This is a genomic window from Hymenobacter piscis (assembly GCF_018760735.1).
GTDB lineage: Bacteria > Bacteroidota > Bacteroidia > Cytophagales > Hymenobacteraceae > Hymenobacter > Hymenobacter piscis.
This window is the reverse complement of record NZ_JAHHZN010000006.1, coordinates 91,528-114,123: the sequence shown is the minus strand read 5'-3', so window position 1 is coordinate 114,123 and position 22,596 is coordinate 91,528. Positions and strand designations below refer to the sequence as shown.

The following is a 22,596-nucleotide window of genomic DNA, read 5'->3' as shown; positions in this document are numbered from 1 at the left end:
AGGTAGATCGGTTGGTTGAACTCGAAAAAAGACCAGACAAAAGCCCCGCCGCCGGCCGGACAACGCCGCCGGGCAGCGCGCCTAAAAGGTGTACACGGCCGCCAGCAGGGCTCCCACCGTGGTGTTGCGCCCGATACCGTCCTTGTTCACGAACAGCGTCGGCTGTTCGCTCCGGTCAAGGCGCAGCTCCGGAATGAGGGTGAGGTTGTTCCTGCGCAGATTGGCCGCCAGCGTGGTGGCCAGCACGTTGGAGTCGAAGCCCAGCACGTTGCGGCGGTCGGAGAAGTACTCGCCCCGCAGCGTGAGCCCCAGCCAGGGCACGGGGTCGAGGTTTACATACAGGGCCGAGCCCCACCAGGCCTGGCCGGTTTGCCAGCCGGTTTCGGTACGCTGCTGGCGGTACTGCACGCTGCCGTTGCCGGAAAAGCTCAACTGCTCCGTCAGTGCGTAAGTCACCACCAGGTCGGCCTGCTGCAGGCGCAGGGAATCCTGCTGCCGCCCGCCCTGGTAATTAAAGTAGGCCTTGATTTTGTCGTCGGTTGTGCTGGTGGCCACCTGCCCAATGATGGTTTTGGGCATATGGCTGGCACTTTTCAGGTCCGTGGGGTTGGCTACGCCCAGCATGAGGGTGGTTTTGCTGCTCAACCCGTACTCGGCTTTGAGGCCGGTGTGGAAGAAGGGCCCGTACGAGAACAGGTAGCTCATGCTGTAAGTCCGGTTCAGGAAGGGGTCTACCGACTCGTAGCCGATGTGCGTGGCCCAGCTGCCGGCCGTGAGCTTGAGCTTGTCGGTGAGGGCATAGGTCAGGAACAGCTGCTTGATGATAAAGCGCGTGTTGGCATCGTTATAGGAGAATTCCTCGGCCCGCCGACCGAATCCGAGGTCGGCCACCAGGCCCACCTTGCCCATAGTGTGCTCGCCCTTGAGCGAAATCATGCCCAGCTCAAAGGAATTATGGCTGTTGGTGAAGCTGGTCAGGTTATTATAAGGCGCGTCCGGTGGGTTCTGAAAATTGTACCGGTAATACCCATCGGCGTACCTCGAGAGTTTAAAGGGTTTGACGGCCGCCGAGTCGCCTGGCTCGGCCGACAAGGGCGCGCACAGGGCCACCAGCGTGGTAAAAAGTAGCATACGGTCCGGTTTAAGAGTGACACACTGAAGACAGGGCCCCGCCGGAGCATGGCTCCGGGCCCTGATAAGCATACTCCTGCTGCCCACGGCCTACGGACGAATCGGGCACCGGCGTACCCATAGCTCGTCCCCGTTTTCCGGGAAGCATTACTACTGATGAAAAGGGGTCTGGTCCTGCAGAACCAGGAGAGGTTAAAAAGGCAAGCCTCACTCCGCGCACCAGGATGGGAACTAGCCTGGGGGGAGGGTATTCAGAGCGGCAGGCGGGTGCGTCGTCAGGAGCAGGTATGACCGGCGTCAAAGCCTGCCCTTACATTTTACATGGCTAATATAGAAAAATATATCATTACTAAAACAATACACCCTTAAATTATATGCCTATTTTATCATAATATCCCATGATAACAGATAACCACCCTCAATATTTATCCCTATTATTGAAATTCGTGCATTTCCATAAATGCTTATTCTGGTGAGCTGGCAATTCTGCTGACAGGCCGGGGTTAAAAGCTCGAAAGCCCCTGATGCGCTGGCATCAGGGGCTTTTGAGACTGGCTCACTCCAATTGGCCGTAGGTTACTCGTAGTGCAGCTCGCCCGCGTCCACGCGCAGTGTCACGCCCGGCTCGGCCGTGATGCGGCCCGCCACCTGGGCCTGGTAGCCGCTGGCACGCAGGGTGTCGGCTACGGCGGCGGCTTGGTCTTCATCAGTGACGAGGAGCATGCCGTTGCCCATGTTCCAGTAGAGGTAGGCCTGCTGGGGCGTGATGCCGGCCAGCTCGGCCAGCTGCTGCATGGCGGGCAGGGGCGCAAACAGGTTGTCGAGCTCCGCGCCCACGCCGCTCTTGAGCACGCGCTTGAAGTTGTCGGCAATGCCGCCCCCGGTGATGTGGGCCGCCGCGTGCACGGGCAGGCCCGCATCGAGCACCGCCGCCACACCCGGCGAGTAAATGAGCGAAGGCGCCAGCATCACCTCACCCCAGGTTTTGGAGTTGTTGGTTGTTAGTTGTTGGTTGTTGGCCTCTGAACTATCAATTTTCAACTTTTCACTTTTAATTTTTAATTCCCCGTAGGGGGCCTCGTGCCACTTTTCGCCGAAGGCTTTGGTGAGGGCACGGCGGGCCAGGGAATAGCCGTTGGAGCGGAAGGAGGGCGAGTGCAGGGCCACCACGGCCTGGCCGGCGCGCACGTTGGCCCCGCTCAGGGGGCGCTCCAGGCTGGGGTGCAGCACGCCCACGGCCGTGGAGCACCAGTTGAAGTTCATGCGGGCACCCGGGTAGCCGCCGATGCGGTTGCCGAGCTCGGCAATTTCGCCGCCCGTTACCGCAATCTGGCTGAACTGGGCCGCGTCGTGGAGGCCGCGCATGAGCTCGTCCACCACCGCGTAGTCGAGCGTGTTCACGTCGATGATGTTGGAGAGGTTGGTGGGCACGAAGCCGGCCACGATGAGGTCGTCAGCCACCATGGCAATCAGGTCGAAGCCCAGCGTGTCGTAGCGGTCCAGGCGCTCGGCCACCTCAATCTTGGTCCCGATGCCGTCGGAGCCGATGCCCAGACGCTCCTGGCCAAAACGGATTTCGTTGGAGAAGCCGCCCGCCAGATCCTGGGCCGGCTCGCCGGGCTTGCCGGCACGGGTAGCGAAGGTTTTCTGGGCCCAGTGGTAGGCGTTCTTGGAGGCGGCGTTGCCTTCTTCGATGGAGTAACCGGCGGTGGCTTTGATGTCGTTCATTCTATAGAACTTAGAAATTAGAGCTCAGAACTGAGATGATAGAGTTTAGGATTGAGAATTAAGTGTTTAGAGAAAAGTACTTACAGGAGTAGGTGCTTTCAGAAGGTGTTTTTCTAAGTTCTTACTTCTCCGTTCTAAGCTCTCACATCTAAGTTCTCAATCAATGCTCGGTGGGCTCGGGGGCTTTGGCGCTGACGGAGGGCACGACGTCGGCCGCATTCTTCTTCGGCTTTTCGCCGCGGTGGCTCTGGCGTTCCTCCTGGATGTGGCCCAGGTACTTGGTCACGTCGCCGGTGGGGTACTGGCCGGTGAAGCAGGCGAAACAGCTGCCGCCGTGGCCTTTCTCCTCCGAAAACAGCTCCTTCAGGTCGTCAATCGACTGGTAAATCACCCGGTCGGCTTCGATGTGGCGGCAGATTTCCTCCTCCGTATAGTTGGCCGCAATCAGGTCGGTGCTCATGGCCATATCGATGCCGTAGATGCAGGGCGCGATGATGGGCGGGGCGCTGCTGATGAAGTACACCTCCGTGGCCCCGGCCTCGCGCAGGATGCGCACGATACGCCGCGACGTGGTGCCGCGCACGATGCTGTCATCGACCACGGCCACCTTCTTGCCCTCCACAAACTCGCGGATGGGGTTGAGCTTTTTCTTGACGATGTCCTCGCGGCCGGCCTGGCTGCTCACGATGAAGGAGCGGCCCATGTGGTTGTTCTTGACCAGGGCCCGGCGGTAGGGCACGCCAATGGCCTCGGCCAGCCCGGAGGCCGCAAAATACCCCGACGAGGGTACGTCAATTACCATATCGGGCTGAATGCCCGACTCGATGACCTTGCGGGCCAGCAGCTTGCCCAGGCGCACCCGCTCGCGGGCCACCAGCCGGCCGTGGATGGTGGAGTCTTCGCGGGCGAAGTAGATGTGCTCAAACACGCAGAAGGCCTTGGGCTGCTCCGGCTGGTTTTTGTGGTGAACCTTGAAATCCTGGTCGATGAAGATGGCCTGGCCCGGCCCCACGCTCTCCACAAACTCGAAGCCCAGGTAATCGAAGCAGGTGCTTTCGGAGGCGAAGGCGTACACCGGCCCCTGCTCCGTCTGGCGGCGGCCCAACGACAGCGGCCGGATGCCCAGCGGGTCGTTGAAGGCCAGCAGGCCGTGGCCGGCAATGATGGTGATGGTGGCGTAGGCGCCCTTCACGAGCTCCTGGGTGGTTTCTACGGCATCAAAAATATCCACCACCGACAGCGCATCCAGGTTCTTCAGGCGCAGCTCCGAGGCGAAGGTGTACATGATCAGCTCCAAGTCGTTGCTGGTTTTGGGCAGCACGTGGTACTTCTCATGCAAACGCTTGGCGGCCGAGCGGAAGTTGATAACGTTGCCGTTGTGCACCATGGCCAGTCCGAAGGGGTAGCTGGTGGTAAACGGCTGGGCCAGCTCGGCGTCGCCGGAACCCTGGGTGGTGTAGCGCGCGTGGCCGATGCCGATGTTGCCCGTGAGCTTGCGCAGCTGCTTGGGGCGGAACACATCTGAGATGAGGCCGTTGCCCTTGCAGAGGTGGAAATTGTCGTCGAAGGTGGCAATACCAGCCGCATCCTGGCCGCGGTGCTGGAGCGCCGTCAGGCCAAAAACGATGTCGTGGGCGACGTCATCGGGACCGTAAAAACCTACTATTCCGCACATTTCAGTTGTCAGTTGTCAGTTACCCGTTGTCAGGCCGCTGGGGGTGGTGGGTGGGGTGGTATTTAAGAACGTCAGGCTGAGCATGTGGCGTATCAAGCCAAGGTGCGCAGCCGCAGTCGAAGCATTTCTACCGCTTCGTTCATTAATCATTGATTAGTCAGAGGTAGAGATGCTTCGGCTGCGCTCAGCATGACGTTCCTGTTTGATAAGTGCGGCCAGGGTTTCGGCGTACACGCGGTGCTCCACGGCCAGGCCGCGGCGCTCCACTTCGGCCAGGGTGGCGGCCCCGCGCAGGTCCACCGGGTGCTGGGCCAGGATGGGGCCGGTATCGAGGCCTTCGTCCACCAGGTGCACCGTGATTTTGGTTTCGGGCAGGTGGTTGTCGAAGGCCCATTCGTAGGCGTGCAGGCCCTGGTGCTGGTGGGTATCGGCGGGGTGAATGTTGAGAATGCGGCCGGCGAAGGCGCGGATGAAGGTGGGCGACAGAATCCGCATGTAGCCGGCCAGCACCACGTAATCGGGCCGGTACTGCTGCAGCACGTCCACCACCTCGGCATCGAACTCGGCCCGCTTGCGGCCCTGGCTGCTGAGGCTGGCCGTGGGGCAGCCCAGGGCCGCGGCCGTTGCCAGCCCAGGCGCGTCGGGCACGTTGCTGAACACCACGGCCACCTCGGCCAGGCCCTGCAACACGCCCTGTTGCACGGCCTGCACCAGGGCTACCATGTTGGAGCCCCGGCCCGAGAGCAGGATGGCCAGCCGGGCCCGCGGGGCGCTATGGTTACCAGTTGGTGCCAAGGATGGGTTCCGGCCGCTGGCCGATATCAGTACGGATGTACACATCCTGAAAATGAACTTTGGCGGCTTCGCGGTATACGTGCTGCACGGCTTCTTCCAGCTCCGCACCGTGGCCCACCAGCACCAGCACCCGGCCGCCGTTGGTTACCAGCTCACCGGTTTCATTGTGCCTGGTAGCGCCGTGGAAGGCCAGAATGCTGGGGTGCAGGTCGGCGAGGCCCGTGATGGGGAAGCCGGTGGGGAAGCCGCTGGCCGGGTAGCCGCCCGAGGCCAGCACCACGCCGGCGTAGTAGCCGGGGCGCTGCCACACGTTGCACTGGGCCAGCGTGCCGTCGAGGGTAGCTTCAATGAGTTCCAGCAAACTGCTTTCCAGGGCCGGCAGCAGCACTTCGGCCTCCGGGTCGCCGAGGCGGACGTTGTATTCGAGCAGCTTCGGGCCCTGGGGCGTAAGCATGATGCCGAAGTAGAGGAAGCCCTTGAAATCGAACTGCTCCACCTGCAGGCCCTCCAGTGTGGGGTCTACAATCTGGGTGCGGATGGCGGCCAGGATATTGTCGTCGGCGAAGGGCACGGGGCAGTAGGCGCCCATGCCGCCGGTGTTGGGGCCCTGGTCGCCGGCCAGCAGCTGCTTGTGGTCCTGCGACGGAGCCAGCAGCCGCACCCGGTTGCCGTCGGTCACGCCGATGATGCTGATTTCGGGGCCGCTGAGCTTTTCTTCGAGCAGGAAGCTGAACCAGCCGTTGTGCTGCTGCTCCAGGTCGCGGAGGGCGGCGTGGGCTTCTTCCACCGAGGAGCACACGTACACGCCCTTGCCGGCCGCCAGCCCATCAAACTTCACCACTACCTGCCCGCCCAGCTCGGTGGCCTTGGCCCGGGCTTCGTCCAGCTTATCGGAGCGGAACTGCCACGACAGGGCCGTGGCTACCCCGTGGCGGCGCATGAAGTCCTTGCTCCACACCTTGGAGCTTTCCAGCGTCGCGCCCGCCCGACTCGGCCCGAACACCCGGATATCGGAGCCCTGGAAGAAGTCCGTCACGCCGGCCGCCAGCGGGGCCTCGGGGCCTACTACAACCAGCTTCACGCCGTGCTCCTGGCAGAAGGCCTGGATGGCCGGGAAGTCAGTGGCGCTGATTTCGGGGTGGCTGTTCGGGATGCCGGCGTTGCCGGGCAGCACGTGCACGGTGGCGCCGTCGCGGGTCAGCTTCCACGCCATGGCGTGTTCACGGGCCCCGCCGCCGAGGAGTACTAGGGTTTTATTGCTGGTGCTCATGGTTATTCAATCTATAAAATCACTTCGGCCTTCGGCGAAAAGACGAAAATATCTTTGCACTTCCTTCCAGTTTCTGGCTTGGCTTCTTTTCTCTTCGCCTCCTGCGTTCGTCAGAATTACTTCCAGATTTTGATGCACCTCTAGGTTGCTCTCATCGGTTAAAGCAACCCAGAACGCCCCATGCTCTCCATCCGACATCTTGAGTTTTCTCAATAAAGTCAAGAACGTCCTGGTGCGTCGGATTATCAAGAGAGTCGCCCCAAAGGCTCTGAATATATTCCATTCGCACAGCAGGTGCGGGAGTGCCTGGGGTTGCTGCGGCTTGTGGCTCAGCGGCTCGGAACAGATTGCGGACCCTTGAACGTATCGTTGCCAGCATTCTCAGGCGTCTTGGATGATACCGGCGCGCACCAGGTTGCGCACCATGCGGGCCTGCATATCGTCGTTGGTAGAAGATGCAACGGGCAGCGGCGCGCCGGTGATACGCTCGTAGATATCGAGGTAGCGGCGGGTAGCCTCAGCGGAAACTTCGGGCGTGAGGGCGCGGGGGTACTGGCCGTCCTGCTTGTGGGCAATCAGCCACTGGCGCACGTACTCCTTGTCCATCTGCTCGGCGGCCTCGGGGTTGCGGGCGTAATCGTCGGCGCTCCAGAAGCGCGACGAATCGGGCGTGTGGATTTCGTCAATCAGCAGCAGCTCCCCGTTGCGCAGCCCGAACTCATACTTGGTATCCACCAGAATGATACCGCGCTCGGCCATCCATTGGGAGGCGAAGTTGAACAGCTCCAGGGCCTTCACCCGCATCTGCTCGTACAGCTCGGCCGTCACCCAGCCTTCGGCCACCAGGTTCTCGGGCGTAATCTCCCGGTCCGATTCCTCCTTGGTGGTGGGCGTTACGATGGGCTCAGGGAACTGCTGATGCTTGGTCAGGCCATCGGGCACCGCTACGCCCGAGAAGCTGCGCTGGCCTTGCTGGTAACCGCGCCACATGGAGCCGGTGAGGTAGTGGCGCACCACCATCTCCACCCGAATCGGCTCGGCCTCCTGAGCCAGCGTCACGTTGGGGTCGGGCAGGCTGATGACGTGGTTGGGGATGATGTGCCGGGTTTTGTCGAACCAGAAAGCCGCCAGCCCGTTGAGCACGGCCCCTTTGTGCGCCACGGGCGTTTCCAGCACCGAGTCGAAGGCCGAGAGGCGGTCGGTAACCACAATCAGCCGCTCACCCGACGGGGCGCGGAACGAGTCACGGACCTTGCCACGGTGCAGGAGTTCGAGTTGGGGCGTTTCGAAGTGGTTGAGGGTGTTCATGCAGCGTGAGTTTGTTAGGTCGTGCGGGCGAAGTGCCTCACCCCCCGGCCCCCTCTCCAGGGGGAGAGGGGGTGCCAAGCGTCCTTAATTCTTTACAGAGTGTTGGAGAAGCGCAGCACTTATTTTTTGCAGCACGGTAGGCAGTTGGTGCAGTACCTGTCCATTCGTGAAACGGAGCACATGGTAGCCGACCCCTTCCAGTTCATAGGTGCGGCCGGAGTCGTACTCGGCTTGCCCTGCTTCATCGTGTACTTCACCATCCACTTCCACAATCAGATTGTGCTGGGTACAGATGAAATCCACAATGAACTTCCCGATGGCATGCTGCCGACGGAACTTAGCATCATCCAACTGCCGGTTACGCAGAGCCTGCCATAACACATCTTCGGCCGGAGTAGGCTCGCGGCGCATCTGTCCGCTAAACGGCTTCAGGCGTTCGTACCACAAAGTCTTGTCCGCAGTCAGTCGTGGCCGATTCCCGGCTTCCTGCTGCTCATCTTTCCTTACTTGCTCAACGTCAGGCTCCCCCTCTCCCCCTGGAGAGGGGGCCGGGGGGTGAGGCAACGACGCTACATGCTCCACAATGTTGCGGAACAGCCACACCCCGTCGCCCTCCTCACTCAGGCCGGGGGTAGCGCGCTTGCGGCGGGCCCAGTCGGGGTGGTTGTAGAGCGAGAGGAAGGCCTCGGGGTGGGGCATCAGGCCGAATACGCGGCCGGTGGTATCGGTCAGGCCGGCGCAGTTGAGGTCGGCGCCGTTGGGGTTGAAGGGGTACACGTCGGTGGGGGCCCCGTCGAAGTCGGCGTAGGTGAGGCAGTTCAGGCCGCGCGCTTCGATGGCGGCGCGGGTGGCCTCGTCCTGGATGATAAGGCGGCCTTCGCCGTGGCGCACGGGCACTTCCAGCGTCGTCAGGCCCTTCAGGAAGGGCGTGGTGGCGCGGGGGTTAACGGTCAGCTTCACCCAACGGTCCTCGTAGCGGCCCGAGGCGTTGTGCGTGAGGGTTACTTCGGGCGTCACGGTGCCGCTCAGGTCGGGCAGCAGGCCCAGCTTCACCAGTACCTGGAAACCGTTGCAGATGCCCAGCACGTGCTTGCCGCCGGCCACAAACTCCTTGATATCGTCGAGCAGCGTGCGGCCCTCGGCGTTGCGGCGGTAGCGCAGCTTGTTGGCCAGCACCACACCCGAGCCCAGGTCGTCGCCGAAGCTGAAGCCGCCGGGGAAGTTCAGGATATCGAAGTCGTGGATGCTCACGTGGCCGTGCAGCACCTGGTTCAGGTGCACGATGGTGGCCTCGGCCCCTACCAGCCGGTAGGCGGCGGCAAATTCCTCCTCGCAGTTGATGCCAAAACCGGTCAGGATGAGCGCCCGAACTGTTGAGTTGTCAGTTGCCAGTTGCAGGTTGTCAGTTGGCTGTTCCTGCTTGCTTTTCAGGGGCTCGGTGGATTCGTGGCCGGGGTCTACGCTTTTGAAGCCGGGCAGCACGATTTCGCCTTCCCGGGTTACCACTTCGTGGCCGGGGTCGTCGTGCTGGGGGCGCGGGGGCGTGTGCTGGTCCGGCAGTTGGGGAGTCTGTTCCATGATTAATGCGCGGTTTCGGGGTGGCCGAAGCCGATAATGCGGTTTACCGGACCGTTGGTCCACTCGTGGCGCAACGCCGCCGTGCTGGCCGAAATAACGGTTTTACCTGCCTGCCGCACCGTCAGCTGCCCGTTTGGCGTAACGCGGCCCAGGCGCGTGGCGCGCCCGCCGAAGTGCTGCTCGAAGGCTACCACATCCTCGGGGGCCACCGTGGCCACAAACCGGGAGTGCGACTCCGAAAACAGCTGCACGTGCACCGGCAGCCCTTCTGGCAATTCCACCTCAGCCCCAAAACCGTAGCCGAAGGTCGCCTCGGCCAGTGCCACCGCCAGCCCGCCATCCGACAGGTCGTGGCAGCTCTGAATCAGGTTTTGGTCGTTGGCTTCGCCCATCAGGACATAGAGCGCTTTGGCCTGCTCGAAACGCACCTGGGGCACGTTCGCGCCCAGCTCGCCGAAGAACTGGTAGAACTCCGAGCCGCCCAGCTCGTCGTAGGTTTCGCCCAGCAGGTACACCACGTCGTCGGCTTGCTTGAAGTCGGAGGTGATGGTGCGGCGCACGTCGTCCAGCTTGGCGGTCATGGAGTACAGCACCGTGGGCGGCACCGAAATCTTCACGCCGTCAGCCTTGAAGTCGTTTTTCATCGAGTCCTTGCCCGAGGTGAGCGGGATGCAGTAGGCGGCCGTAGCGTCGCGCAGGGCCTGGCACATGCGCACCAGCTTGGCCAGCTTGTGCTTGCCATCGGGGTTGCCCACGGGGTCGTACACCGAGTCGGGCACGCAGAAGTTATCGTTGACGGACCAGAAGTTGCCGTCGCCGTAGCTCAGGTTGGGCAGCTTGCCGCCCACGGCCACAATCTGGCGCACGGCCTCATCAAACGCGCCGGCCGACATGTGGTAGGCGTCCAAATCACCGAGGCGGGGCAGGATGCCGTTGCTCACGGCCACGCCTTCCCAGCTCTCGAAGTTGAAGCGCACCACGGCCGCATCCTGCGGGGCCTGGCCAGTAGCGCCCATCAGGGGCTTGATGATGGTACGGCCCTTCACCTCGTGGTCGTACTGCCGGATCACCGACTCGCGGGAGCAGATGTTGAGGCTGCCCAGCAGGCGGGTGAGGGCGTCGGTGTAGTCGGTGGCAGCGGCCAGCGCGGGTTCCTGCGCCGTGGGCTTGCTCCACTCGGCTTCCAGCACTTTGCGCGGCACGCCGTCGTGCAGGAAGTGCATATCCAGGTGGGCCACCGGCTCACCGGCAAAGCGCACGTCGAGGTAGCCGTCGGCAGTGAAGTAGCCGATGTCGGTCAGCTCCACTTCCATTTCCCGGCCCAGGGCCAGCAGCTCGTCCAGCTTGGCGGGCTCTACGGCCAGCGAAAACCGCTCCTGCGACTCCGACACGAAGATTTCCCAGGGCCGCAGGCCGGGGTATTTCAGCGGCACGCGCTCCAGCTCCACCACGGCCCCGCCGCTGATGGTTGCCAGCTCGCCGATGCTCGACGAGAGGCCGCCCGCACCGTTGTCGGTGCTGCACTTGATGAGGCCGCGGCGCGTGGCCAGCAGCAGGAAATCCATGGCCAGCTTCTGGGTGATGGGCGAGCCAATCTGCACGGCCGTGGCGGGTGAGGTTTCGTCCAGCTCAATGCTGCTGAAGGTAGCGCCGTGGATGCCGTCTTTGCCCACCCGGCCGCCGGCCATGATGATGCGGTCCTGCGGGTCAATCTTCTTCTCCCAGGAGTCGAGCCCGGCCAGCTGCATGGGCATCACGGCCCCGGTGCCGCAGTACACCAGCGGCTTGCCGGCGTACCGGTCGTCGAACACGATGCTGCCGTTCACGGTGGGCACGCCCGACTTGTTGCCGCCGTCTTCAATCCCCTTGCGCACGCCCTCAAAAATGCGGCGCGGGTGCAGCTGATTGCTCAGCAGGGTGCCGTTGAACTCAGGGTTGCCGAAGCATAGCACGTTGGTGTTGAACAGGAGCCGCGCGCCCCCGATGCCGGTGGCCAGCGGGTCGCGGTTGTTGCCCAGAATGCCGGTAATGGCCCCGCCGTAGGGGTCGATGGCCGAGGGCGAGTTGTGGGTTTCCACCTTCCACACAAACAACGACTCGGGGTTGATGCGCACGGCCCCGGCGTTGTCTGAGAACACCTTAATCAGCCAGTCGTTGCCGTTGGCGCGCAGCTGACGGTCCACCTCGGCAGTGGCGTTCTTGATATAGGTTTTGAACAAGGAATCCACCTCGAACTCCTCGCCCGTATCGGCGTCCCGGTACTTAATCAGGGCCGAAAACTCCTTGTGCTTGCAGTGCTCCGACCACGTCTGGGCAATGATTTCCAGCTCGCAGTCGGTGGGGTCCTGGGGCAGGCCGGCGGCCTGGCGCTCTTCCCGGATGCTGGCGTAATGGTCGCGCACGGCGCGCATTTCCTCCAGGTTCAGGGCGTAGAGGTTGTCTTTCGACAGCTTCAGCAGCTCCTCATCCGAGAGGCCTACCAGCCCCACTGTTTCCGTAACAGATTCGGCCCCACCGCCCGGCCGCGGCGTGTAGTCGCGGATCTGGGCAATGGGGCCGACTTCGAAGCGGTTGATGAGCTTGTTGCCCAGCAGCTCCTGCGCGAGCTGGCGCAGACTACTTTCGGGCAGGGCTTCTTCGAGGAAGTAAAGCCGTTTCGAGAAGATGTGCTGGGTATGGGTGTCGAGCGGCTCGTTGAGGAAGTCGCCGAGGGCGTTCTGGGCTGAAATACCTTCGTCGTCGGTCACGCCGGGCAGCTTGGCAACGAGGATGTAGCTCTGGTAGTGGGCGCCGTGGCGGAACTCGTCGAAGGCTACCTCGTGCAGCACCGGGTCCTGGAGGCAGTGGGTGGCGAAGTCGCGCAGCTGCTGGTCGGTGAGGGGGTAGCGCACCGTGTAGAGGGCAGTGCTTTGCACGCGGCCGGTGTGCAGGCCGAGGTGGCGGTGGGCCGCTTCGGCTACGCGCTGGCCCTCGCCGTCGTGTTGGCCGGGCTTAAGCAGCAGCTGGATGGTTCTTTGGGGAGATTCCAAAAGATGAATGGTTATCTATTTTTCGGGTTTCCCACGCCTGGCGGGGTTGCCATCGTGAGGAAGCATACCCGCCCGGGGTACGCCGAAAATGCCTTGCCGCGGAGCCGTTTGCCGCCGTCGGTAGGTTTAAGAAAACGCTTTTTCCGGCCGACTGCCGGGTTTCACCACCGGAATACCTGCCCGGCAAAGCGGACAATCATCGGGTGCGTAGGTGGCCGCCGTTACCGGCAGCAGGGCAAAGTTCGGAAAAGAAAGGTCAGCTTTCCCACTGGTGCGGTCAATTAAACTGGCCACGGCCAAAACTTTTGCGCCCAGGCTCGTCAGTACCCGCGCTACCTCGTTGGTGCTCTTGCCGGTAGTCACCACGTCCTCGGCAATGATAATTTTCTGGCCTGGCTCAATGGTAAAGCCGCGGCGCAGCGTCATCTGGCCGGTGTCGTCGCGCTCCATGAAAATGCCGGGCACGCCCAACTGCCGGGCCAGCTCGTAGCCAATCACCACGCCGCCCATGGCCGGGCCCACTACCACATCGGGCTGCAAGCCGGCCTCCTGAATCCGGCGGGCCAGCTCGGCCGCGGCCGGGGCGGCCAAATCGGGGCGGCGCAGGAACCGGGCGCACTGCACGTAGGTATCGGAATGCAGGCCCGACGACAGCCGGAAGTGCCCGCGCAGCAGCGCATCTTCCTGCAACAGCTGCTGCTCCAGGGTTTCGGGGGTGAAGGTGGTGTGGGGGGAAGTCAAGGGAGGAAGGTATGTATCGTGCGGACGTCCCAGGACTGAAGCCCTGGGCTAGTCAGCGGAAAGACAAAAAGGTAAGAACCGCTTATCACAGGCTAAAACCGCTACGTAGCCCAGGGCTTCAGCCCTGGGACGCCGAAGTCGTTACGCCGTCACCGGCCGCAGCTGATTCATTTGCTCCACCAGCTCTCGGGCAGCCGCGGCGGCATCCGTGGCCTGCCAGAGGGCGCGGGAGGTGTTGATGAGCAGGCCGGTGCCATCGGGGCGGAGGCCAGCGCGCAGGGTCGCGGCCAGGTCGCCGCCCTGGGCGCCTACGCCGGGCACCAGGAACCACTGCTCGGGGCAGATTTCGCGCACCTGAGCCAGGGCTTCGGGGTGAGTGGCGCCCACTACCAGCCCCACGCCCCCGATTTCGGCGTTGAGCTTGCAGGCCACCTGAGCCACGCCGTGGGCCAGGGAGCCACCCCGCGTCAGGGCCATGTTCTGCATCGAATACTGCGACTTGTTGCTGGTTTTGGCCAGCACGAACACCATTTTATCCTCCCGCACGAAGGGCCGCACGGCGTCGTCGCCCATGTAGGGGTTCACCGTCACGGCATCGGCCCCCACCACGTCGTAGGCGAAGCGGGCGTAGTGGTCGGCGGTGTTGGCAATGTCGCCGAACTTGCCGTCGAGAATCACCGGAACATCCTGCGGAATGCGGGCCACCGTATCGCGCAGCAGCTGCACGCCGTTTTCACGGCTCAGGAAAAAGGCCAGGTTGGGCTTGAAGGCGGCCGCATAGCGGTGGGTCTGGTCGATGACCTCGGCCAGCCGGCGCGCTACCTGCGCATCGTCGCCCACCGGATCGAGGCCGACGCAGAGCAGGGAATTAGCCGTTTGAACGCGTTGAATGAGCTTTTGCATGGGTGGGAAAAGTAATGTGGGAAATGTGCGGAATGTGGAGAAGATGTGGATTGGTATAGTGCGAAGAACTCAAAGGCAGGGCAGACTTAACTTTCCAGACCCTGACACATTCTACACATTTTCCATATTCCGCACATTAAACTGGCATTCGGCGGCCAGGCGGGCCGAGAGGCCGGGCTCCAGCCACTCGCCGCTGGCAATCTGCACGGCCGAAGCCCCGCAGCGCAGGTAGTCGGTCACGTGGCTGGCCGTAAACACGCCACCTGTTCCAAAAATGGGCAGCGTCAGCCGGGCATCGTGGGCCAGCTCCCACACGCAGCGCAGGGCCACGGGGCGCAGGGCCTCGCCGGAGAGGCCACCGGCCACGGGGGGGGCGGTGGCGTCGTCGGGCAGGTGCAGGGCCTTGAGCAGGTTGGTGGCCGCCACGGCAGTGGCCCCGCCCTGCTGGGCAGCCAGGGCCAGACTGCGAATGTGCTCGGGCCAGGGCGGCAGCTTCACTACCACGGCGGCCTGGGGCGGCAGCTCGTTGCGCACGGCCTGGGTGGCCTCGCGCACGAAACGGGCGGTCAGCTCCTCACCTTTCTCCGTATCGGGCTGGGCAATGTATACTTCTACGCCCGCCAGCAGGTGGCCGGCTTCGCGGGCCAGGAAGCGCGCAATTTTACGGAAGCCCGGAATGCCGGGCGCCGTGATGCTCACGAACACTGGCACGCCGAAGCGGCCCAGACCGGGCAGGTATTCCTGCACCATAATCTCGGCGCTTTCGGTGCGCATGTGGGTGGCGTTGAGCAGGGTCTGCTCATCCACCTGCCAGATACCCTCCTCGTAGCGCCCGGGCTTGGGCTCCATGGTTACGGTACGGGTAAAAATGGCCCCCAGCCGCTCGTAGCCGGCGCCCTCCAGCTGCCAGGGCGCGGCGGCCAGACAGACCGGGTTCTGCAAAGTGAGTGTTCCGAGTTGCATAGGATGTCAACGTAAAGATTTCCGCCAGCCAAAGCCTCTTTGCAGTGGCTTTGGCTTCCGGCAGTTTCGGTGCTGTACTTGTGTTTCCGGCTGGCTCTCAGCCGGGGCGGACCCGATAAACGGGGTGGCCAATGTGCGGACCGACTTGCGTCAGAATCCCCCCTGATTTCTATCACCCCGCAGCTTTGCGCCACCCCGCCCCGTGCCGCCGTTGGGTCGGCATCGGGTTATCGTTTTTCAATTGGCAGGTAAGTGCCGGCTGACTCTGGCAACTCCTGGTTTAAAAGTAAAACGCCCGGTCAGGAACCGGGCGTTTACTGGAAAGGAAGGCTAGATCATGTGGCTGCGGTCAAGGGAAAGGTATACACTCGTCCGGATAGCAGGCTGGCCGGACATGAGCTGCGCCATCTGCCCCCGGCGCACCCCGCCCCCGGACGCCGCCGCCAGTTGGCCGGGCCGCAAGCGCGGCAGGGTGGGGAAAACGGCCGGAGCAACTACCCTCTGACTGAGGGTAGCGCGGTTGCGGGTCGAGGGGCGGTTCGGGCATAAAAAAACCGCTTCAAAAACCGAAGCGGTGCAAAACGAAGAAGCCGGAAAGAGGAAAGAGCCAACGGGAGAAACGACCTTCCGGTCATCTCGCAGGACGGCGCTACGCTCAGTCCCGCGCTTCATCAGGGAGTATTTATTCAGCTGAAGCACGATGCAAAAGTACCAATTGCCTATTATCGGACAAGAATTGTCATGTTACCGTTATGTTACCAAAATGTTACCCCGCCTTTCTTTACTCCTGCTCCGCCGCCGCCGCCGCCGGCACGCTTATCACGCTGTCAGTCAGATGAATTATGAGCGTTAAATACCTCAGCGGGTTCCTATCCTGCATCCATCACTTTTGCTTTTCACTCTGCACAGAGCACTTTGTTTACGCTGCCATAACAAGGCTTTTTATAGACATAATACAATTCAACAAACTAACTCATACTATAATAGAAGAAAAGACCAGAGGAAAGACCGGAAAAAGCCATGATTCCGGGGCCTGAATTTTTGCTTCAGCCAGGGGGCATTTGGTTCCGGTCCGACTTTCGACTATCTTAACATATTCATAATGGCCGGCATTTTATCCAATCGGCTACCTTTACCGCTCCCCACCTTTTCCATCGGATTTCCTTTCCCTGTTCGTAACATGAAAAAAGTTGTACTGAGTCTGTTGTTGGGAGGGATGCTGCTGGCAACTCCCAAAGCGTGGGGCCAGAGCGAGGAGCCGGCCCCAGTAGAATACAGTGAGCGGGTTCCGGTGGAAGGGGCCGGGCGCACGGTGCTTTACACCCGGGCCCTCGACTGGGCCCAGAACAAATTTACTTACAAGCCCAAATCGGCCCTGAATGCCGTAGAAGCAGCCGGCACCATTCGCCTGACGGGCACGGGCACGGTAAAGCAGGTTGACAACCGGGGCAAGGATGAACCCCTGACGGTGCTGTTCACCTTCTCCTTCCAGGCTACCGACAACGGCTACTCCTACCAGGTCGGCTCGTTCCAGATCGTGCCCGACCCCCAGGAGCCTTCCCAGACCATGGATTTCGATGCTTACCGCACCCAGCTGCGCGAGGATAAAAACAACGCAAAAACCCGCAACGACCGGCGCCTGACGGCCCAGGCCAATTCCCTGGCCAGCGAGGCGGCCATGTCGTTCCGCTCCTACATGAACAGTCAGCCCGCCGAAGGCAACATCGGAATGGTGGAGAACTAATCGGTTCCGGCACCAGCCAGAACAACGGGCACCCCGGCGCGACCAGCCGTTGGGGTACCCGTTTGTGGTTTTTGTAGCGGGCAGCCACTGCCCCGGGCGTTAGCGGGCAGCGGAGGTATAGCGGCTGAGCAGGGTGTGGGTGCGGGCCGGTAACTCGCGGGCGTCGAGCACCATGAACCCATCCAGAGTGTTGCTGAAACTGGGGTCGAGGTTGAAGCCGATGATCCGGGCATTCTGCTTCAGGTACTGACGCAGCAGCACGGGCACGCCGCTGCCGCCCGGCTCCAGGCCCATGATGAGCTTCTGCAGGTCGTGCAAATCGTGCAGAGTGGCCTGCAGGGTTTCGGGGGCGGCCGATTCGCCGCTGAGGGGGCGGTAGCGGAATTGCCTGCGGGGCTGCACCAGCGGGGCCAGGGCCGCATCGGAAAAATGCCGGCGCAGGTAAGCCACCATCACGGCCTTGGAAACGGCCGAAAACCGGTTGCTGATGCTCACCGGCCCGATCAGGTAGCGGTACTCGGGGTGGGCGGCAATGTACTCGGCAATGCCTTTCCAGAGCAAAGCCAGGGGCAGGGGCTGTTTTTGGTACTCGGCCCGGATAAAGGACCGCCCCAGCTCCAGTGACTCCCGCAGCAGGGGCCGCAACTCCTTCTTCATCCGGAACAGCGAATGCAGGTAGAAGCCCTGCTTGCCGAATTCGCGCAGAATACTGCGCCCCCGCCCCACCCGGTAGGCGCCCACCAGCCGCCGGGCCGTGCGGTCGTAGAGAAACAGGTGGCGGTAGTAGGTATCGTAGTGGTCGAGGTCGGTGGCCTGGCCCGTGCCTGCGCCCTCGCGCCGGAAAGTAAGCTCCCGCAGCCGCCCTATTTCGCGCAGCACGTTCGGAATTTCCGCCTTTTTGGCCACGTACACCTCCCATTGCCGGGTACGCACCAGGCAGCGCCGGGGCCGCAACGCCGCTATATCGGCCTCCAGCAGCTCCGGGGCCGTTTCGGGCAGGATGCCCGCCGGCGGCAGGGCCGGGCGCAGGTAGCTGGCCGCCACTTCGGCGGGCGTACCCAGGGCATACACCCGGGCGCGCAGGTAGGGTAGCCGGTCGGGGGCCGGGAGGCGGGCCAGGTCGGAGGCCGCCACGGGATGCCCGATGCGCAGGCGTACCGTCTGGCCGCGCTTGTTGAGGAGCTCGGCGGGCAGGCGGGCGGTGCGCAGCAGCGGGTGCACCAGGCCCAGCCAGCTAAAGGAGGCGCTGTTCTGCCCACTGAGCCACACCGGCACCACTGGCACCCGGGCCACTGCCAGCAGCCGCCCGGCCGTCGGGTTCCACTCCGGGTCGCTGATGGGCTGAAAGGGCGACTTACGGTGCGCTACTTCCCCCGCCGGAAACAGGCCCAGCGGCACATCGTTGTGCAGGTAGCGCAACAGCTGGCGCACACCGGGCACGTTGCGGGCCGCCCCGTCCTTATCGGGACTGACCAGGGCCAGCTGAGCTGGCAGGTTGGCCAGCAGGGGCGCCAGCACGTCGTTGGCGACGGTAATAAAATCGGGTCGGACCTCGCCCAGCACGTAAAGCAAGGCCAGGCCATCCAGTATGCCGCACGGGTGGTTGGCCACGGCCACGAACGCGCCCTGTACCGGCACCCGCCGCAGCTCGGCCGCATCGTAGTCGAGGGTAATGCGCAGGTCGCGCAGCAACTGCCCGATGAACTCGCGGCCCGTCAGGTGACAGTGACGCTCGTAGAGGCGCTGCAGGTCGCGTAGTTGCGCCAGCTGCTGCCACAGCGGGCGCAGCAACTCGGGCCGCCGCCCCGAATCGTTCGAAAACCACGAAGGAAATCCCGATACTACATCCATACGCCCTGACCGGAGGCCGGCCAACCGGACCGCCGCTCCTGATAGCAAAGCTCCGTTTCGCAGATTAGCCCTGCATTACTACCCAATTATCAAACCGTTACGGATACCAGCCAGGGGGCAAAAAAGCAGAAAGCCGCGTTGCAGCGCGGCTTTCTGGTGTTTCTCCCACTATTCCTTCTCACTTCACTCAACCTAAACATACGGCCTTTCATCGGCCCCGGCCACTGCTTTAGATTAATCAACTCAAACCAAAGATAAACAGCCGGTTTTCAACGGCTAAGCATCTGAAACGATGCCTCGCGGAACAGTTTGTACCGCAGCAGGGACCGGCTGAAAACCGGGCCCTCCCGCTGCGCGGCTGCTGGTGCCCTACGGGGGCTGAACTCAGCTGGTGGGGCCGTTGTCGATGCGCGCTTCCACTACCGACTGCACGGCGTTCGACACGTTCGAGAGCAGGTTGTATCCTGTGGCGGCCTCAATGGCATCAACCGTTGTGCGGTAGGTGCCCCAGGACGTGTTCAGGGAGTTGTCGTTGGGCGTATCGATGGCAATGACGCGGGTGCTGCTGGTTACCCGGGAAGGGTCGCTGCTTCCCACGGGCAGCACCACTACCACTTTCCAGCAGCGAGCCGGAACGGTGACGCGGCCATTGTCGAGGGTGGTTTTGTAGCCCGCCGAGCCGGTGCCGCCTTTACCGTAGCTGCCGCAGATAATGTAGAGTTCATTGCCGGCATTCACCAGGGTACGGCAGTAATTCTCGAGGCCGGCCCAGGTGCGCTGGTTGTTGTTAGGAGCCTGCGGAATCATGTTGGTCATCAGGAAGGTAGCCGAGTTGTCGGCTACGGAACCCGTCCGGTCGGCCGAGGGGCACTGGTGGCCGCGGTCGAAGCCGGAACCGGTGTAGCTGCTGCTGCTCACGCGGTACCAGCCGGAGGGCAGGGCGGCATCGGCCGCAAAATTGTCCTGCCGGGGCGTACTCCCGATCCAGGCGCTGCTCAGGTGCCAGCTCACCCAGTTGGGCGTCCCCCGGTCGCGGTGATACGACATGGCGTACTGGGGCTTGCTGATGAGGTAATTCCAGTAGGAAGTTGTGCTGGTCTGGGCGCCGCTGGGGTTGCCCAGGGCCAGGTGGTTGTCGCGGGAGGCCGTGGCATCGGCCGTCTGCACGGCGGCGCTGGGAGCGGCGGCGGGCACTACGGTTTCTTTGGAGCAGGAAGCCGCCAGGCCGGTCAGAAGGGCCAGGCTCAGCAAACGGGTAAGCGTACGCGACATGTGGTTGTGGTGTGAAGAGGTGAGAAGGTGCTTTGCAGCCACAAAATTGGGTTGCCCGACGCGGCGCGACGTTACCGGAAGGTTATCATTTCCTTTCGCTGGAAAATCTCTCTCCTGACGAAGCACCCTACTCAAAAATCTGCCTTCCCACGCCCGTAAACGAGTAGTGCCCACTGACCTGCAACAGTGGGCACTACTCCGGCACGAACAATAAACAATAAATCAGCTATAGGAATATGGATTACATAAATACAATTCTGCGGGAGTCAGAGGACTCGAAGCATCTACCGGGCAGTTTGCCCGCCTGTTCCGCCTACTGCACCAGCAGCCGTTGCGTGGCGAGGCGCTGACCGGATTTACCCAGCAGCGTTACCTGGTAGAGGCCGGGAGTAAGTGCTTCAGTAGATAGTGTGGTCCGGGTTCCTCCCACCGTCTGACGGCTCACCTCGCGCCCCAACTGGTTGTAGAGGGCCACCTGGTACTTGGCCCCGAAGCCGGTGGGCAGCTTCATACGCACCTGCTGCGCCGGCGGAACAGGATTCGGGTACAGCTCGAATACGACTGGTGGCTGCAACGCTACGGTAGCAACAACAGAAAACGATTCCTGTCCGTCCAGGTCAATCTGCCGAAGACGATAATACAGCGCAGAGGCCGCCAGAGCAATTCCGTCGATGTCGCGGTACTGATAGCTGCGCACCGAGGCCGAATTGCCGGCGGCATTCACCCGGCCCAGATCCTGGAAGGAGCCATTCGGCGACAAGGAACGTTGCACGATAAAATGACTGCTGTTGGCTTCGGCACTCGTCGTCCAGTTAACGTCGATGGCCGCATCACTGGTCCGGGCAGCAAAGGAGGTCAGGGTGACGGGAGACGTGACCGGCGGCACAATAACGCTGGGAAAGCCTATGGGGTCATCTTCGGCAAACGCATAGTAGATGCTCGTGCCAGTCAGAGCTCCTATGCCTTTGGTGAGTTGCACTTCTACCCAATCGAAGGCGCGGGTAGTCCGGAAAGATACTTCTCTCTGCCCGCTTGCCAGCAACTCGGCCGTCAGCAGGTCACTTTTCGCAAAACTTTCTACCAGTACCGAACCGTTGGTACCGGCCCCATTGGGCACACCAGAATACGTGTTGATTTGGATACTGGATAAGAGGTCTGCATCAAGGAGGCCCGTGGCCAGGCCCAGAACCACCCCGGCCCGGTTACCAGCCCGGGCGGGCGCGTTGAGCTGCATTTTCAGTCGCGTGTTTGCTCCTACGGCCAGAAGCGCATTGTAAGTAGCAGCATTCGTTGTCAGATCACGGTCGACGGCCAGCGCCGGGTTATCGATGCCACAGCTTACACACAGGCCACCGTTCACCTGATAGCGGGCGGCCGGATCCAGGAAAGTGGAAATCCGCCGGTTCTGATCATCGAATACCCGGGGCTCCAGCCCGAATCCGTAGTACACCCGCAGGTTGTCCAGCAGATTCAGCAGGCTCGTCCGCTGAATTTCCACCCGGTCGAATGGTTTGGTAGTGGCCATGCGGATATGATATTTTCCGCCGGGAAGCACGCTCAGGTTTAGTAGACCGGCATCGGTCCCGGTTTCCTGCAGCGCAGTGCCCAGATAGGTATTCAGGCGCAGGCCGGCCAGAATCCGGGCATCCAGTACGCCGGCACTGCCCAATACAAAGCCGGCATAATAGCCCGCCGGCGCAGTTCCTTCCAACTGCGTCTGCAGCGTAGCCGGGCAGCTTAATCCGACCAGGGTTCCCATGGTGGCGTAGTCCGTCAGGTCATTATTAACGGCCAGTTGGGGGCTGCTAACCGCAGAGTTCAGGCATAGCGTCGTTCCGTTAGCTACGGCCCGGGTGCTGTAGTTGGCATCCGTGGGCGTGGCAAACCGCGACACATACCCGTTGGCAGTGGTCAGCTGCGTGTTGCCAATACCGTAGGCGTAAAACACTTTGAGTTTGTACCCCAGCCCCGCGAGAGAGGATACAGCAATTTCCATCTGATCAAAGGGCTCGCCAGCCGTGAATTCCAGTGGCATTGGGCCCGTACTTTCGCCGAGCAGCAGCTCCGCCAGATCGGCACTGATCGTCTTGGTTTCCTGTAGCTTCAGTGCGCCGCCGCTGCCGGTCAGGTAGGTGCTGAGCGTGATGGTGGAGCCCAGGCTCAGGCTTCCCAAACCGAGCGCCCCTCCATCCCGCGCTACCACTACCCCGGCGCGGTGGCCGGCCGGTACCAGCCCGTCCATGCTCAGGCGCAGCTTCAGGGTTCGGGTAGATAGTAGAGTAAGCGGCAGGTTCATGGTAGCCGCCGTCGTGAAGTCATCGTCAGTTGCCAACTCCGGATTACTCACCGTGCCGTAACAGAAAATTCCTCCCAGCGTTCCGGGGCGGCAATCTTCTATTACGGTGGCACCAGCTTTCCCGGAATAGGAATAGATGGGGGGGGTGGTACCCTGGGCCGCACTCTGGCCGAGAGTAAGAAGGCCCACCCCAAAAGGGAGAAACCAGCGCCGGATAACGGTTTTGTAGAGCTTACTCATTTTCTGCCTGCTAACTGTGAGAGGAAAGCTCATCAGGTATCTGAGAGCCAGCCGGATAGGAAGCAAGAAGAA

15 protein-coding genes are annotated in these 22,596 nt (G+C 62.2%); 1 reads left to right on the top strand and 14 read right to left on the bottom strand.

All coding sequences use genetic code 11. The annotated features are described in order from the left end of the window. Nucleotides 1-81: 81 nt before the first annotated feature. The 11 genes from KLP40_RS08595 to KLP40_RS08545 all read right to left on the bottom strand — a co-directional run bounded on the left by KLP40_RS08595 (nt 82) and on the right by KLP40_RS08545 (nt 15,121). Nucleotides 82-1,131 carry an outer membrane beta-barrel protein gene (locus KLP40_RS08595; RefSeq protein ID WP_215593369.1) on the bottom strand — a complete coding sequence of 350 codons (1,050 nt, stop codon included), beginning with the start codon at nt 1,129-1,131 and terminating at the stop codon, nt 82-84. Between the two features lie 576 nt (nt 1,132-1,707). Then, a complete protein-coding gene (locus tag KLP40_RS08590) occupies nt 1,708-2,859 on the bottom strand; it encodes an AIR synthase-related protein (RefSeq protein ID WP_215593368.1) in 1,152 nt (383 codons plus the stop codon). 160 nt (nt 2,860-3,019) lie between these two features. Then, a complete protein-coding gene (gene purF, locus KLP40_RS08585; RefSeq protein WP_215593367.1) occupies nt 3,020-4,534 on the bottom strand; it encodes an amidophosphoribosyltransferase in 1,515 nt (504 codons plus the stop codon). Between the two features lie 153 nt (nt 4,535-4,687). Further along, nucleotides 4,688-5,329, bottom strand: a complete 642-nt coding sequence (gene purN, locus KLP40_RS08580) for a phosphoribosylglycinamide formyltransferase (RefSeq protein ID WP_246558727.1) — start codon at nt 5,327-5,329, stop codon at nt 4,688-4,690. Further along, the gene (purD, locus tag KLP40_RS08575) at nt 5,313-6,599 is read right to left on the bottom strand and encodes a phosphoribosylamine--glycine ligase (RefSeq protein ID WP_215593365.1); all 1,287 of its coding nucleotides are present in this window, start codon (nt 6,597-6,599) and stop codon (nt 5,313-5,315) included. The genes purN and purD overlap by 17 nt, the downstream gene beginning before the upstream one ends. Nucleotides 6,600-6,980: 381 nt before the next feature. After that, a complete protein-coding gene (locus KLP40_RS08570; protein ID WP_215593364.1) occupies nt 6,981-7,907 on the bottom strand; it encodes a phosphoribosylaminoimidazolesuccinocarboxamide synthase in 927 nt (308 codons plus the stop codon). Between the two features lie 84 nt (nt 7,908-7,991). Then, nucleotides 7,992-9,485, bottom strand: coding sequence for a phosphoribosylformylglycinamidine synthase subunit PurQ (locus KLP40_RS08565; protein ID WP_215593363.1), 1,494 nt, complete (start codon nt 9,483-9,485; stop codon nt 7,992-7,994). Nucleotides 9,486-9,487: 2 nt separating this feature from the next. Beyond that, nucleotides 9,488-12,514 carry a phosphoribosylformylglycinamidine synthase subunit PurL gene (locus KLP40_RS08560; RefSeq protein WP_215593362.1) on the bottom strand — a complete coding sequence of 1,009 codons (3,027 nt, stop codon included), beginning with the start codon at nt 12,512-12,514 and terminating at the stop codon, nt 9,488-9,490. Nucleotides 12,515-12,640: 126 nt separating this feature from the next. Then, nucleotides 12,641-13,255 (bottom strand): orotate phosphoribosyltransferase, encoded by a 615-nt coding sequence (gene pyrE, locus KLP40_RS08555; RefSeq protein WP_215593361.1) that lies wholly within the window; start codon nt 13,253-13,255, stop codon nt 12,641-12,643. 141 nt (nt 13,256-13,396) lie between these two features. Next, nucleotides 13,397-14,158, bottom strand: coding sequence for an orotidine-5'-phosphate decarboxylase (gene pyrF, locus KLP40_RS08550; protein ID WP_215593360.1), 762 nt, complete (start codon nt 14,156-14,158; stop codon nt 13,397-13,399). A 111-nt stretch (nt 14,159-14,269) separates the two neighbouring features. Further along, on the bottom strand, nt 14,270-15,121 hold the full coding sequence (locus KLP40_RS08545) for a dihydroorotate dehydrogenase (RefSeq protein WP_215593359.1): 852 nt from the start codon (nt 15,119-15,121) through the stop codon (nt 14,270-14,272). 1,180 nt (nt 15,122-16,301) lie between these two features. Here KLP40_RS08545 and KLP40_RS08540 point away from each other — a divergent pair. Further along, nucleotides 16,302-16,865, top strand: a complete 564-nt coding sequence (locus KLP40_RS08540; RefSeq protein WP_215593358.1) for a DUF4468 domain-containing protein — start codon at nt 16,302-16,304, stop codon at nt 16,863-16,865. Between the two features lie 99 nt (nt 16,866-16,964). Here KLP40_RS08540 and KLP40_RS08535 read toward each other — a convergent pair whose 3' ends face one another. The 3 genes from KLP40_RS08535 to KLP40_RS08525 all read right to left on the bottom strand — a co-directional run bounded on the left by KLP40_RS08535 (nt 16,965) and on the right by KLP40_RS08525 (nt 22,320). Next, entirely contained in the window at nt 16,965-18,716 is a 1,752-nt protein-coding gene (locus KLP40_RS08535; RefSeq protein WP_215593357.1) for a lysophospholipid acyltransferase family protein, read from the bottom strand. Nucleotides 18,717-19,100: 384 nt separating this feature from the next. Continuing rightward, complete coding sequence (locus KLP40_RS08530; protein ID WP_215593356.1) at nt 19,101-19,988, bottom strand: DNA/RNA non-specific endonuclease; 888 nt, start codon at nt 19,986-19,988, stop codon at nt 19,101-19,103. Between the two features lie 313 nt (nt 19,989-20,301). Further along, nucleotides 20,302-22,320, bottom strand: coding sequence for a T9SS type A sorting domain-containing protein (locus tag KLP40_RS08525; protein WP_215593355.1), 2,019 nt, complete (start codon nt 22,318-22,320; stop codon nt 20,302-20,304). Nucleotides 22,321-22,596: the final 276 nt, after the last annotated feature.

What these genes read in the sequence shown, in the direction of transcription:
- KLP40_RS08595 (WP_215593369.1), bottom strand. Translation starts at nt 1,131, where the DNA reads ATGCTACTTTTTACCACGCTGGTGGCCCTGTGCGCGCCCTTGTCGGCC.
- KLP40_RS08590 (WP_215593368.1), bottom strand. Translation starts at nt 2,859, where the DNA reads ATGAACGACATCAAAGCCACCGCCGGTTACTCCATCGAAGAAGGCAAC.
- purF (WP_215593367.1), bottom strand. Translation starts at nt 4,534, where the DNA reads ATGTGCGGAATAGTAGGTTTTTACGGTCCCGATGACGTCGCCCACGAC.
- purD (WP_215593365.1), bottom strand. Translation starts at nt 6,599, where the DNA reads ATGAGCACCAGCAATAAAACCCTAGTACTCCTCGGCGGCGGGGCCCGT.
- KLP40_RS08570 (WP_215593364.1), bottom strand. Translation starts at nt 7,907, where the DNA reads ATGAACACCCTCAACCACTTCGAAACGCCCCAACTCGAACTCCTGCAC.
- KLP40_RS08565 (WP_215593363.1), bottom strand. Translation starts at nt 9,485, where the DNA reads ATGGAACAGACTCCCCAACTGCCGGACCAGCACACGCCCCCGCGCCCC.
- pyrF (WP_215593360.1), bottom strand. Translation starts at nt 14,158, where the DNA reads ATGCAAAAGCTCATTCAACGCGTTCAAACGGCTAATTCCCTGCTCTGC.
- KLP40_RS08545 (WP_215593359.1), bottom strand. Translation starts at nt 15,121, where the DNA reads ATGCAACTCGGAACACTCACTTTGCAGAACCCGGTCTGTCTGGCCGCC.
- KLP40_RS08540 (WP_215593358.1), top strand. Translation starts at nt 16,302, where the DNA reads ATGAAAAAAGTTGTACTGAGTCTGTTGTTGGGAGGGATGCTGCTGGCA.
- KLP40_RS08535 (WP_215593357.1), bottom strand. Translation starts at nt 18,716, where the DNA reads ATGGATGTAGTATCGGGATTTCCTTCGTGGTTTTCGAACGATTCGGGG.
- KLP40_RS08530 (WP_215593356.1), bottom strand. Translation starts at nt 19,988, where the DNA reads ATGTCGCGTACGCTTACCCGTTTGCTGAGCCTGGCCCTTCTGACCGGC.